The organism is Sphingomonas sp. (assembly GCF_035317925.1).
Lineage (GTDB): Bacteria > Pseudomonadota > Alphaproteobacteria > Sphingomonadales > Sphingomonadaceae > Sphingomonas_I.
In genome coordinates this window covers 1-12,705 of sequence record NZ_DATHFV010000065.1, presented here as the reverse complement: position 1 = coordinate 12,705, position 12,705 = coordinate 1, and the positions used below count along the sequence as shown (strand labels likewise).

Annotated in this window: 11 protein-coding genes; 8 read left to right on the top strand and 3 right to left on the bottom strand. The window is 65.9% G+C overall.

Annotated elements, in window-relative coordinates; genetic code table 11:
• Positions 1-672 (bottom strand): dihydrodipicolinate synthase family protein (locus tag VK533_RS05065; RefSeq protein WP_324375610.1); only part of this gene is annotated, 672 nt, incomplete at its 3' end.
• A gap of 286 nt (positions 673-958) precedes the next feature.
• Here VK533_RS05065 and VK533_RS05060 point away from each other — a divergent pair.
• Genes VK533_RS05060 through VK533_RS05030 form a run of 7 tightly spaced genes read left to right on the top strand, consistent with a single transcriptional unit; the run spans position 959 to position 11,137 of the window.
• A complete protein-coding gene (locus VK533_RS05060; RefSeq protein WP_324375608.1) occupies positions 959-3,628 on the top strand; it encodes a TonB-dependent receptor in 2,670 nt (889 codons plus the stop codon).
• 30 nt (positions 3,629-3,658) lie between these two features.
• Complete coding sequence (locus VK533_RS05055; RefSeq protein WP_324375607.1) at positions 3,659-4,393, top strand: SDR family NAD(P)-dependent oxidoreductase; 735 nt, start codon at positions 3,659-3,661, stop codon at positions 4,391-4,393.
• Positions 4,377-5,291 carry a 2-dehydro-3-deoxygalactonokinase gene (locus VK533_RS05050; protein WP_324375606.1) on the top strand — a complete coding sequence of 305 codons (915 nt, stop codon included), beginning with the start codon at positions 4,377-4,379 and terminating at the stop codon, positions 5,289-5,291. Before VK533_RS05055 ends, VK533_RS05050 begins: the two co-directional genes overlap by 17 nt.
• Before the next feature lies 1 nt (position 5,292).
• A complete protein-coding gene (locus VK533_RS05045; protein WP_324375604.1) occupies positions 5,293-6,105 on the top strand; it encodes an SMP-30/gluconolactonase/LRE family protein in 813 nt (270 codons plus the stop codon).
• A complete protein-coding gene (locus VK533_RS05040) occupies positions 6,102-7,085 on the top strand; it encodes a glycoside hydrolase family 88 protein (RefSeq protein ID WP_324375602.1) in 984 nt (327 codons plus the stop codon). Before VK533_RS05045 ends, VK533_RS05040 begins: the two co-directional genes overlap by 4 nt.
• Positions 7,082-8,290 (top strand): mandelate racemase/muconate lactonizing enzyme family protein, encoded by a 1,209-nt coding sequence (locus tag VK533_RS05035; protein WP_324375600.1) that lies wholly within the window; start codon positions 7,082-7,084, stop codon positions 8,288-8,290. The genes VK533_RS05040 and VK533_RS05035 overlap by 4 nt, the downstream gene beginning before the upstream one ends.
• Before the next feature lie 42 nt (positions 8,291-8,332).
• Entirely contained in the window at positions 8,333-11,137 is a 2,805-nt protein-coding gene (locus VK533_RS05030) for a hypothetical protein (protein WP_324375598.1), read from the top strand.
• A gap of 18 nt (positions 11,138-11,155) precedes the next feature.
• Here VK533_RS05030 and VK533_RS05025 read toward each other — a convergent pair whose 3' ends face one another.
• Positions 11,156-11,530, bottom strand: a complete 375-nt coding sequence (locus VK533_RS05025; protein ID WP_324375596.1) for a helix-turn-helix domain-containing protein — start codon at positions 11,528-11,530, stop codon at positions 11,156-11,158.
• A gap of 219 nt (positions 11,531-11,749) precedes the next feature.
• On the opposite strand from VK533_RS05025, the gene VK533_RS05020 reads away from it, so the two are divergent.
• Positions 11,750-12,295, top strand: a complete 546-nt coding sequence (locus VK533_RS05020) for a PadR family transcriptional regulator (RefSeq protein WP_324375594.1) — start codon at positions 11,750-11,752, stop codon at positions 12,293-12,295.
• Position 12,296: 1 nt separating this feature from the next.
• Here VK533_RS05020 and VK533_RS05015 read toward each other — a convergent pair whose 3' ends face one another.
• Positions 12,297-12,605: a hypothetical protein gene (locus tag VK533_RS05015; RefSeq protein ID WP_324375592.1), complete on the bottom strand. Its 309-nt coding sequence runs from the start codon at positions 12,603-12,605 to the stop codon at positions 12,297-12,299.
• Between the last annotated feature and the right edge of the window lie 100 nt (positions 12,606-12,705).

Genomic DNA, 12,705 nt, shown 5'->3' with positions numbered 1-12,705 from the left:
GCGGTCGAGCATCGCCACGTGCAATTCGGTGATCTCGCATGCCGGCATCGTGCCCTCCGCGCCGCGTACCAGCTCGTCGATCACATAGCGCGCACCGGCGCCGCCGAATACCGCGCGCAGCGAATCTCCGGCGAGCTCGGTCAGGCGGGTGATGCGCTGGCCCGAGGGCGGTGCCTCCTCCTTCACATAGACAATGCCGTCGACCGCGCCTGCCAGTTCGGCGACCTTTTCGAGCGGCAGGCCGATGCCCATCGGCGCGGGCGCATTCTGCAGCATGATCGCAATGCCCGAGCCCGCATGCGCGGCGCGGAAGAAGTCCGCCATCGCGGCCATGTCGTCGGCGAACGGCTTGGGCGTGAGGATCATCGCGGCTTCGGCGCCGGCCTTCGCGCCCGCGACCGCATAGGCGACCGCGTCGTCGGTCGACGGCGTGCTGGCGCCGACCACGAACGGTACACGTCCGCCGATCCACTGGCCGATCAACGCCGTCATGCGCAGCCGCTCGTCGCGCGTCAGCGTGTCATATTCGCTGGCCAGCCCGGGAAAGACCACACCCTTCGCGCCGGCCGCGATGATGTAATCGACGACGCGGTGCGTGCCCGCCTCGTCGATCGCCCCTTTGCTGTCGAAGATGGTGGGAAGGATGGGCAACACCCCGCTCAACCCCGCCATTGCCTGCCCCTCCCTGTTGCTGCCCGCACGACATTTTCGGCGGCCGCGTGTTGCTATATGTGTAAGCATCGACGCGGTCGACCTGCTTGTCAACTGGCTGTTTAGACCGCTTTTACAGAGGAAAAATCGCCAAACACCTTCGCAAACGCAGCAAAAAGCGCCGCTATGCAAATAGGCTTGTGTGGCAAAAAACGTTGCTTTAATAGAGACGGTATTGACGCAAGCCGGCATGGATCGGTCGTCGTGCGCTTCCATTCAGGGCGCGCAAGGGAGAGGGGAAGAAGGCATGAAGAATCGTGTCATCCGGGGGTTGTTGCTGTCCTCCATCTTGAGTTCGGCACCGCTGCTCGCGCAAAGTGCGGCACCGGCCGAGGCGCCGAAGCCGGCCGTCGATGCGCAAGCCGCGGATCAGGGCGACGCGGGCGAGGTGGTCGTCACCGGCATCCGCCAGAGCCTCAAGGCGGCGCGCGACATCAAGCGCGACTCCACCCAGTTCCTCGACTCTGTCGTCGCCGACGACATCGGCAAGCTGCCCGACCGCAACGTGGCGGAATCGCTGGCGCGCGTTTCGGGTGTCCAGGTCGATCGCGGCATCGGCGAAGGCACCAACGTGTCGGTTCGCGGCCTTCGCCAGAACGTCTTCCTGTTCAACGGCCGTCAGATCGTCGACGCCACCGGCCGCGGCGGCACCGGCCTCGATACGCTTGCCAGCTCGACTTACGGCATCCTGGCGCTGGTTCCGTCCGAGCTGATCTCGCGGCTCGACGTGACCAAACTTGCGGGCGCGGACCAGATCGCCGGCGCGCTCGGCGGTATCGTCGACATCCAGACGCGCATGCCGCTCGACGGCCCCAACCAGATCGCGGCCAAGGTAGCCGGCACCTATTCCGATCAGGCGCGCAAGGGCGGCGCCGAGGGTTTCGTGCTCGCCTCGCACAAGTTCGCCGACGATACGCTCGGCGTGTTGCTGTCGGCATCCTACGACCATCGCAACCTGTCGCAGCAGGGCCTCGATACCTTCTCCGGCTATAGCCGCTACACCGATGCCGGCGGTGTCGTCCGCTACGGCAATTCCGATGCGCGGCCCGAACAAATCCAGGAGCGGCGCAACAATCTCGGCCTGGACGGCGTGGTCCAGTGGAAGCCGTCCTCCAGCGTCCAGATCACCGCCGACACCTTCTATTCGAAGCTGGATTCGAAGCGCGACCGCTGGTGGCTGTCGTTCACGCCGACCGCCGGCCTGACGAACGCGACCTATTCGCCCAACAACATTCTGCTGTCCGGCACCGCGACCGGTCCGGTGCTGACCAACACCGAATTCGCCGACACCAAGGCGGATACCTGGTCGTCGGCGATCAAGGGCAAGTTCAACGTCACCGATCATCTGCATGGCAGCGCGGAGATCGCCTATGATCGATCGACGTCGAGCGCGCGGCAGATCTATTTCCGCCTGCAGCCGGTCGTCGGGATCAACCCCACCGTCAATTTCGATTTCACCGACGGTGCGCTGGGGTCGTACAAGATCAGCGGCATCAACCTGAGCGATCCGTCGCAGCTGCGCTTCACCATCCTGTTCGACAACGATTATCGCGCGATCAGCAAGGACAAGGCGGCGCGGACCGACTGGACCTACGATATCGGGTCCGGCTTCCTGAAATCGATCGACGTCGGCGGCCGCTACGATCGCGACGATTCCGTCCAGAATCCGCTGCGCGCCGATATCCGCCCGACCGGTGGCATTCCGGCGACGCAGCTCGGCGAATATCTGACGACCCATACGCAGTCGCATTTCGCATCGGGTGATTTCGAGGGCCTGCCGCGCACGTATCTGGCCGCGGCGTCGAATGTGGACAGCTGTTCGGCCTTCACCGACGTACCGTCGATTTCGCAGAACGCGCAGTGCCTCGACCCGGTCAACAACACCAATGCCCTGTCGAGCACGTTCGAGATCAAGGAACGCTTCCTCGAAGGCTATGGCAAGATCGACTTCGGCACCGACATCGGCCTGATGAACCTGTCGGGCAATGTCGGCGTCCGTTACGTCGACCGCAAGCTGGCCTCGATCGGCAACCTGATCAGTTCGAGCGGCGCCGCGACGCCGACGACCTTCCGCCGCACCGACGGTGACTGGCTGCCGTCGGGCGTCGCCAAGCTGAAGGTCAGCGACGACGTGATCCTGCGCGCCGGCGCGGCGAAGGTGGTTGCCTTCCCCAACACCGCCGATCTCAACAACGGCGTCACGCTCTCCAACAATGCCGTGTTCGTGAACGGTGTGCAGACCGTGCTCGGGACGGGCAGCGGCGGTGCTCCGAACCTCGATCCGTTCAAGGCGAACCAGGTGGATCTTTCGGCCGAATATTATTTCGGCAAGCAGGCGATGGTCTCGGTCGGCCTGTTCTACAAGGACGTGTCGACCTTCATCGTCCAGAAGCAGAGCGCCGAGAGCTATGGCGGCGTCAATTATCTGATCAACCGCAAGATCAATGGCGAAGGCGCCAAGGTGAAGGGCATCGAGGGGCTGGTCCAGCTTCCCTTCTACTTCCTGCCCTCGCCGTTCGACGGTTTCGGGGTGCTGGCGACCTATTCCTACATCGACTCGAGTACGCCGATCAAGGATGCCGCCGGCCGCACGCTCGCATTCCCCGGCCTGTCGAAGAACAACGCCAACCTGGTCGGCTATTACGAAAAGGGGCCGTTCAGCCTGCGCGTCGCCTATAATTGGCGCGACAATTATCTGGTGGCGCTGTCGGCCGCGGCGACCGGCATCTACAACGATTCCTACACCGATCTCTCGGCAACCGTGCGCTACGATATCATGAAAAACGTCTCGCTGGGTTTCGAGGCGAACAACATTCTCAACGAGAAGCAGCGCACCTATGATGGCGCCGAGGAAGGCCTGCGGACCAACGTCTTCTTCGGACGCATCTACAAGGCCAGCGTCAGCGTGAAGTTCTGACGCGCGGCCGGGCGCAGCAGGGGACGATCAGTGGGTGAGCTTAAAGGACGCGTGGCGCTGGTGACCGGGGCCGCGAGCGGTATCGGCGCGGCGATCGCCGCCCGCTTCCGGGCCGAGGGCGCGCGCGTCGCCGGTCTCGATCTGGCGGCGGGGCAGGGAAGCGACCTCGATCTCGTCGCCGACCTGCGGTCCGACGCCGCGCTGGAGGCGGCCTATGCCGAGATGAAAGGCACGCTCGGCGCGCCCGACATCCTGGTCCATGCCGCCGCCGCGACCCATCATGGCGGCAGCATCGACACCGATCCGGCCGAATTCGCCAATATCTATGACGTCAACGTCATCGGCGCGGTCCGCCTGTTGCGGCTGTGCGTGCCGGACATGAAGGCGAAGGGCGCGGGCGCGGTCGTTTTCCTGTCGTCGATCAACGCCGATTTCGCGACGCCGACGCTCGCCGCTTATGCGGCGTCGAAGGCCGCGCTCAACAATTTGATGCAGACCGCCGCGCTCGAATTCGCGCCCGACAATATCCGCCTCAACGCGATCGCCCCGGCGAGCATCGACACGCCGGCGATGCGGGCATCCTATGCGCGCGGCGGCGATCCGGACGGTGCGCGTGCACAGAACATGACCCGCCATCCGATCGCGCGGATCGGCACGGCGGACGAGGTGGCGGAGCTGGCCATGTTCCTCGCCTCGGATCGCGCGTCGTGGATCACCGGTTCGGTCTATCCGATCGATGGGGGCGCGCATGTCACCCGCCGCTGAATCGATCATTGGCGTCAACTGGGGCAGCAGCAACTTCCGCGCCTATCGCGTCGCCGCCGACGGCACGCTGGCTGACGAAATGTCCGCGCCCGCCGGCGTCGCCGCGCTCGACCGCGCCGGCATGGCGGACATGATGGAACGGCTGGTCGAACGCTGGCCGGACAGCGGCCCGATCTATGCCTCGGGCATGATCGGCTCCAATATCGGCTGGGCCGAAGTGCCTTATGCCGAAGCGCCGGCCGGGCGGATGGAACTCGCGGCCGCCGCGGTCCCCGCAGAGATCGGCCCGGCTCAGGTCAATATCATTCCCGGCATCGCCTGCCGCCGCAGCTTCGACGGCGCGCCCGATATCCTGCGGGGCGAGGAGGTCGAGCTGATCGGCCTGACGATGCTGGGCCAGGCCGACGGACTGGTCGCGCTGCCGGGCACGCACACCAAATGGGCGTGGCTCGAAGATGGGCGCATCGCTGATTTCTTCACCACCATGTCGGGCGAGATTTTCGACCGGCTGACGGCGCAAGGCCTGCTCGCCTCGATCGTCGAAGGCGAGGCGGCGGATGGCCCGGCCTTCCAGGAAGGGGTTGCCACCGGCAAAGCGCGCAAGCTCGGCCTCGGCACCTTGTTGTTCGGCGCGCGGGCGCGGGTCGTGCGCGGCGAATTGCTGAAAAGCGAAGCCGCGGCCTACATCCGCGGACTGCTGATCGGATCGGAGATCGCCGACGCGCTCGCGGCCTATCCCGATCTTGCCAACGCGATCGTGCCCCTGATCGGTAATGGTCCGCTCTGCCAGCTTTACGCCAGCGCGCTCAAATCGATCGGCGTCGCCAGCCGGCCGGTGGACTCGCGCGAGGCCTGTCTCGCCGGTTTCCGCGCGCTGCACGCGGCGCGTGGCGCCTGACATGGCCGGTCCATCCGCGCGGCTGATCTGCGATGCCGGTGCGGCGATCGGGGAATCGCCGCTCTGGCTGGACGGGCGCGTGTTGTGGACCGACCCGATCGAACGCCGGCTGCTGCATTTCTCGGACACAAAAGGGCTCGATCGGATCGCGGTTGAGCAGGCAGTGTGGTCGCTCGCGGCGCTACCCGAGGGCGGTGTCGTCGGCACGCTGGACGAATCCTTCTGCGCGGTCGCGCCCTCGGGAGAGGCGACGGCCGGTCTGACGGCAACGCTCGATCCCGGTTGCCGCTTCAACGACATGACGGTCGATGCGGCGGGCGGTTTGTGGGCCGGCGCGATGCATCGCGGCTTGCTCGCGACGCGCGGCGCCATATTCCACGCGCCGTCGCTCGATGAGGTGCCGCGCCGCGTGGCCTCGGGTCTGGGCGTGCCCAACGGCATCAAGTTCGCGAACGACGGATCGACGCTCTACGTGGTCGATACGCTCGCCCGGACACTGCTCGCTTATCCCGCGAACGGAGGCACGCTTGGCGAGCCCGTCATCGTTACGGATTTCCTCGGTTTGGCGGGCAAGCCGGATGGTATGGCGATCGGCCCCGACGGCAGCCTGTGGGTCGCGATGTGGGGCGGGGCCAGCGTCGTCCAGATCGGTCCCGATGGCGTGACGTTGCGGGAGGTGCGCATTCCGGCGCCGCATGTCAGCAGCCTGTGCTTCGCCGGACCCGACCGCCTGCTGGTCACGACATCGCGCTTCCGGCTGAACCCGCAAGCCCCGGGCGAAGGCTCCGGTGGGCTGTTCGAGATCGCGTTATGAGCCAGCATCTGCGCGCGGCCGTCGATCAGACGATGCGCTGGAATTATCGTGTCTGGGGTTTCGGCGAGGCGATCGCGTTGCGCGGCCTGTTGCGGGCGGGCGACCTGCTTGGCGACGCCGCGCCGATCGGCTTCGTCCACGGACTGCTGCGCTCCTGGCTCGGGCGTGGCGTGGCGCGCAGCAACGAGGATCATGTCGGTGCCGGCCGCGAATTGCTCGATTTGTACGGCCGCACCGGCGACCCCCAGTTCCTCGATGCCGCACGCCGGCTGGCCGCGCTCAATGCCGGCTTTCCGAAAGGACCCACCGGCGCCCGCTATCATCGCACCGACACGCCGGGGTGGCGCTGGCAGATCTGGGTCGACTGCATGGATGTCGATGGTCCGTTTCTCGCCGCGCTGGCACGCACGACCGGTGAGGGTGCCTATTTCGATCAGGCAGCCGAGGAACTGCTCGGTTACGCGCGCGCGCTTCAGACCGACGATGGCCTGCTGTTCCACGGTTTCGAGCGCGATTGCGGGCGGAATGGGCAAGTCTGGGCGCGGGGGCAGGGCTGGGCACTGATGGGCCTGGTCGACACGCTGGCCTTGCTGCCTCGCGCGCATCCGGCCTGGAGCGAACTCCACCAGCGGCTGGTGGCGCTGGCCGAAGCGCTCGTCGCGACGCAGGACGAAAGCGGCCTGTGGCACACCGTGGTCGACGCGCCCGAAACCTATCTCGAATCCACGCTCGCGGCGATGGCCGCCTATGCGCTGCGCGAGGCATTCACGCGGCAGCTGCTCGATAGCGCCTCCTGTCGCGTGATGGAGGTCAAAGCGCGCGCCGCGATGCACGCGCAGATCGCGCCCGACGGCAGCCTCCATCTGGTCAGCGACGCTACACCCGTCGGTGCGCTGTCGACCTACGCCACACGCCCGTTCGGCATATTCCCGTGGGGCCAGGGGCCGCTGCTGCTCGCGCTTTGTCAGGAGATGACATGAAGATCGTCAAGGTCGAGGCCTTCCCCATCCAGGCCAAGCCGATCGACACCCGCCCTTATTGGGGCAGCCGCGCCTGGGGCAGCGAGCGCGCCGCCGGCCAGGCCGAACTTTCGACCGAATATCCCGTGCCGCTGCGCCGCCGCTTCATCTATTCGCAGACGATCGACACGGTGGTCGTGCGGATCGAAACCGATGGCGGCCTGGTCGGCTGGGGCGAGGCCAAGGCGCCGGTCGCGCCACAGGCGACCGCGAAGATAATCGAGCTTCTGCTGACCCCGATCGTGATGGGCGCCGACCCGCGCGAAGTGTTGGTGCTGTGGGAGCGCATGTATGCCGGCATGCGCGTGCGCGGCCACCGCGCCGGCTTCTATCTGGAAGCGATTGCGGGCGTCGACATCGCCTTGTGGGACATAGCCGGACAGGCCGCCGGCGCGCCGATCTCGACGTTGCTCGGCGGCAAGATGCGGGAGAGCGTGCGGGTCTATGCCTCGGGCATTCCCTCGCTGCCGCTGGAGGCGCCGGACGAGGCGATCGAGACGCTGGTGGAGGAAGCCCGGTCGCTTCGGGCGGCTGGCTATACCGGAGTCAAAATGGCGATCGGCCGCGGCGTCCGGGGCGATCTGCGCACGATCGGCGCGATCCGCGACGCGATGGGCGACGGCTTCAGCATCTATGCCGACGCCGCCGGCGTCTATTCGCGCGCCGACGCGATGCGGCTTGGCCGCGCGCTGCGGGAATTGGGCGTCGGCTTCTTCGAAATGCCGATCCCGCCCGAGGATGTCGAAGGCTATGCCGAGCTGGCACAGGGCCTCGATATTCCGATCGCGCTGGATTCGATCATGAGCCGGCACGAGACGGTCGAGCTGATCCGCAACCGCGCGATCGACATCGTCCAACCCGACGTCTGCCGCGCCGGCGGGATCACCGAATGCCGCCGCATAGCCGAACTCGCCGATTGTTTCGGCCTGGCCTTCCAGCCGCATGTCAGCATCGGATCGCAGATCCATGTCGCAGCGAGTGCGCATCTGGCCGTGGCAATGCCGAACAGCATCGTCTGCGAATATTGGATCGGCAAGAATCCGCTCGGCCCGGCGGTGGTCGAAACCCCGGTCGAGTTGCGCGACGGCTATCTGTTCGCGCCCGCCGGCGATGGTCTCGGCATTCGTATCAAACCCGACGTGCTGCTCAGCCACGTCGCACACTGAATCACGGGGCGGCAACACGCCCGAACCAAAGGAGAGATCGCGATGACGGGTGCTGCTCGAGTGTCGCTGTTCGCCGCCCTGCTGGCAGGCGTTGCCACGGTTTCCGTCGCGCAGGATTATGGCCTGCGCCCGGGGCTGCGCGGGACCGTGCTGGTCGAGCGCGCAGGCTTGCAGGCTGCCTATCAGCCGGTCTTCACGATCATTCGGGCCGATGACGATCCAAAGCTGGGATTAAGCCCCGGTTATTCGACGCCCGGTCAGGCCTTCACCGGTGCCAACGCGGAAAACTACCCGGTGCCGCAGTGGCGCAGGCCGACGGGGCAGGGCGTTACCGACAATCTGTACGAGGCGGGGCGGGTGACGGTCGTGCGTGCCAGCGCGTCGCGTGCCTTGCCCGATGGCGGCACCGCGTGGACGTTCGCGGGCACGCCCGATTTCACGCTGCGGGCGGAAGTGCATCCGGTCGCGGGCGCCGCGCCGCGGATCAGCTGGACCTTCACCGCGCGCAAGCCCGGCTGGTACACGGTCGGCTATACCGGCGGGCCGGCAAGCGATCCGGCGCGGGATGACGGCTTCCTGCAACCGCTGATCTGGCAGGAGAAGCGCTTTCCGAGCGCGCCTTTGCTCTCGGCGGAGAATATGGGCGGGCTGCCGCTCACCCTGTTCAGCGCAGGCGGCGTCACCAACGGATTGAGCGTCGATCCTCAGGAGAGCCCTTATCGGCTGCCGACGCTGCACAATGCGCGCTTCGGCGTGATGCTGCGCAACCCGGCGGGGCAAGCCCAGCCGGCCGCGTTTGCACCGTTGCTCGGGCAGGAAGGCTCGCATTTCGAGGCGGGACAAAGCGCGAATTTCGCGGTGCGTCCGTTGCTGGTGAAGGGTGACTGGTACGGCGCGTTCACGCAAACCGCGCGCGAACTGTTCGGCTTTTCCGACGTGCGTCAGAATGTCGATCAGCCGCTCAACAAGACGATCGACACGATGGTCGAATTCGCGATGGACGATGCGCATGCGGGGTGGGACGCCGACCTCAAGGGCTTCGATTACAATACCGACGTCAAGGGCACGGTGAAGGTCGTCTCCGCGCTTCACCCGCTTTCGGTGGCGCTGATTGAGGACGATCCCGAAATCTATCGTCTGCGCGCGCTGCCCGTCACCGAATTCCTGATGTCACGCACCAAATATCTCTACAATGCGCTGCCGAACGAGGCGGGCCAGAATGCCGCGCGCGACATGAAGGGCCCCGCGGCCGAAACCGCCGAACTCGCCGGCCTGTATCAGATGTCGCGCGGGCAAAGCCCGGTCTTCCGTTCCTATGCGATGGCGGTCGCCGGCAAACCGCGCGCGCTCAATCTGCTGATGATGAGCGGCGGCGACACGTTCTGGGAAAAGCTCGCAATCTATCGCCTGACCGGCGACAAGGCCGCGCTCGCCCGCGCCCGGGAATTGGCGGACGCCTATGTCAAAGCGCGCATCGACACGCCCCAGCGCGATTTTTCCGATGCGCATATCGCGCAGGGCGGCCAGTTCTGGTCGGACTTTTCGCCGCGTTGGGTCGAGCTGTTCGAGCTGTGGCAGGAAACCGGCGAGCCGCGCTACCTTCGCGCCGCCGCCATGGGTGCGCGCGAATATGCGAGCTACGCCTGGTATTTTCCGGCCATCCCGCAAGGGAATGTCACGGTCGACCTGCATGATGCGCCGGTCGGGCTGTGGCAGGCGAAGCCGGGCGACAAACCGATCATAACGCCGCCGCAGACCTTGCCCGCCTGGCAGGTCTCGCAGATCGGTCTGACGCCGGAGGCAACGACCACCTACAGCATGAACCCCGGCATCTTCATGGCGCATCAGGCGGCGTATGAACTGCGCATCGCCGCCGCGACCGGGGACCCGTTCCTGCACGACGTCGCGCGCGCGGCGATCGTCGGGCGCTACAAGACCTATCCGGGCTACGACATCAACGTCGCGTTCTCGAACGTTTACGCCACCTCCGACTATCCGAACCGGCCGTTCGCGGAGCTCAATTACAACGAAATCTATTACAACCATGTCTGGCCGAACATCGCGCTGCTGGTCGATTATCTCCTCTCGGACGTCGAGACGCGGTCGGGTGGGGCGATCCGCTTCCCCGCCCGCTTCGCGCCAGGTTATGCCTACCTGCGCAGCAAGGTCTACGGCGATCGGCCCGGGACGTTCATGGGCGATGAGAATGTACGGCTGTGGATGCCGCGCCATCTCGTCGCGGTCGACGATCCGCAGGCCAATTACCTCACCGGATATGGCAATAAGCGCTTCTATCTGGCGCTGACCAACGAGTCCGCGACCGCCCGCACCATCACCCTCCATCTCGACAAGCAGCGCATTCCGTACGAGCCGGGCCGCGCCTACCGCGCAAGGCTGTGGCAGGACGGCAAGCCGACCGGCAGTGTCACGGTCACCGATGGCGTGGCGACCTTGCCGCTATCTCCCCGGGGGGTGACCGCGATCGCGGTGGACGACATGCCCGTCTTCACCCGATTGCAGGCCGACTATTTCGACGGAAAGGAAAGCGGCGGCGGGGATCGCAGCTTCCGGACGGACACAAGTTCGGCAGGCAACGCGACGGCGATGATCCTGTCGCTCGGGCGCCAGCGCGATTTCTATGTCTGGACGAGCGCGTCCGATGACGACGTGCGCGAAGCGCGGCTCACGCTGTTCGCGCCCGGCGCCGAGCGAACAATGGTCGACAGCCGCCATCCGTTCGAATTCAGCCTTCCGATCGGCGATGCCGACAAGGTGGATTATCAGATTTCATTCATTCGCAAGGACGGCACCATTGTTGACGGCGGCCGACATACGGTGACGCGTTGAGATCGTTCGTCGCGCCTGTCAGGCGACGCGCATTTCGCCGGCGTAGCGGAACTTCAGGCCCCATCCGCGCACCGTCTCGATCGGATCGTCCGCGCCGACGCTGTCGAATTTGCGGCGGATGCGATGGACATGGACGTCCATCGACTTGACGCTTCCGCCTTCCTTTTCGAACAGCTCGCTCAGCATCCTGGCCGAGGCGCGACCCTGCGTGATGAGCAGTTCGAGGATCGCGCCTTCGAGCGGGGACAGGCCGATCTGCTGAGATCCGAAATAGAATTCGAGCGGGTCGTACAGCAGCACAAGATTGCCGCGGCGGACGCGGACCCGTTCGGCCGTGCCGGAATGGCGATCCCGCGCGCGCTCATAATCCGCCATATAGTGGAGCTGGTTCATCGCTGCCTTGCCACCATCATAATCACGCCGCTGGGTATACTAAGCGGGCGGGGTCGGACGGTTGTTGGCGGTTGCGAAAAGCCACCTGCCGGACGGCCAGGCGGCAAAGCTCGCAAAATCGAGCAACTCTTTGACCGGAGGATGAACAGAGTGCCGGGCGCTGGCCCTCATTTCGACAGTACGTTGCGTACTTCCGATCGGTCGTGCGATAGGTCGGGCATGAAGGGGGCCGCGGTGGGAATGATGGGGCTGAGCCATCACGAATGTCACGTGCTCGCGCTCGTGCAGAAATGGCAGCCGACCACCGCTTATTTCCTGCGCAAGGCGCTGACGCAGCGACTCGCTTCGGACGCGTCCGACAGCCCGGGCAGCGTCTATCCGGTGATCGAACGGCTCAAGCGCGCCGGGCTCGTGCAGAGCGAGGAGGGCGGGGCGGGCCGCCGGAAATCGGAATTCCTGACCTGCACGGACGACGGAGCGGCCGCGGTACGGGGCTGGATGGTCGAGATCGACCAAAGCGAATTGCTGCCGAGCGACCCGTGGCGCACGCGCGTGCCCTTCCTCGAGGCGTTGCCGGCGGCGGAGCGCGGCGCGTGGTTCCTGACCTTGCGCACGGCAGTCAGCGCGGAACTCGAGAAACTGGAACGCCTGCGCGAGGCGGCGACCGAATTGCCGAGCCAACTCGAGCTGGAGCATGCGCGGCTGGCGACCACCGCGCGCCTGGCCTGGATCAACGAAGCGATCGCGCTGCTGGCGTCTGCCTGATTCAATCCGAATGCAGCAAAGCCCGCGTGCGTTCAGCGAGCGCGCGCGCGGTCAGCGATGTCGCGGCGTCGCCCGGCAGGCGCGCATACCAGAGCGAGATCTGGCGTGCGATCGCGGTTGACGGCTGCCGGTAACCGAGCACCTTCTCGTCGAGATCGCCGGTCAGTCGCACCAGGTCCGCGAGGCTGGGCGGCTTGGTGTCGGGGGCGAAGCGCTGTTCGATGCGCGAGACGGCCGCATCGATCAGCTGCGGCACGGTTGTGCTGCAGCGGGGGCTGTCGATCGTGCCAAAAGTGTCTTGCGGTCTCATCAATTGCGTCCAGGGGGGCGAGCGCCATGATAGCGTGGCGACCTGCTAGCCTTTTGTGCCGGCTTGCGGATTATCGGTTCTGATTGTCCGGTCCTATATT

What these genes read in the sequence shown, in the direction of transcription:
- VK533_RS05020 (WP_324375594.1), top strand. Translation starts at nt 11,750, where the DNA reads ATGAAGGGGGCCGCGGTGGGAATGATGGGGCTGAGCCATCACGAATGT.
- VK533_RS05050 (WP_324375606.1), top strand. Translation starts at nt 4,377, where the DNA reads ATGTCACCCGCCGCTGAATCGATCATTGGCGTCAACTGGGGCAGCAGC.
- VK533_RS05040 (WP_324375602.1), top strand. Translation starts at nt 6,102, where the DNA reads ATGAGCCAGCATCTGCGCGCGGCCGTCGATCAGACGATGCGCTGGAAT.
- VK533_RS05025 (WP_324375596.1), bottom strand. Translation starts at nt 11,530, where the DNA reads ATGAACCAGCTCCACTATATGGCGGATTATGAGCGCGCGCGGGATCGC.
- VK533_RS05060 (WP_324375608.1), top strand. Translation starts at nt 959, where the DNA reads ATGAAGAATCGTGTCATCCGGGGGTTGTTGCTGTCCTCCATCTTGAGT.
- VK533_RS05030 (WP_324375598.1), top strand. Translation starts at nt 8,333, where the DNA reads ATGACGGGTGCTGCTCGAGTGTCGCTGTTCGCCGCCCTGCTGGCAGGC.
- VK533_RS05035 (WP_324375600.1), top strand. Translation starts at nt 7,082, where the DNA reads ATGAAGATCGTCAAGGTCGAGGCCTTCCCCATCCAGGCCAAGCCGATC.
- VK533_RS05045 (WP_324375604.1), top strand. Translation starts at nt 5,293, where the DNA reads ATGGCCGGTCCATCCGCGCGGCTGATCTGCGATGCCGGTGCGGCGATC.
- VK533_RS05015 (WP_324375592.1), bottom strand. Translation starts at nt 12,605, where the DNA reads ATGAGACCGCAAGACACTTTTGGCACGATCGACAGCCCCCGCTGCAGC.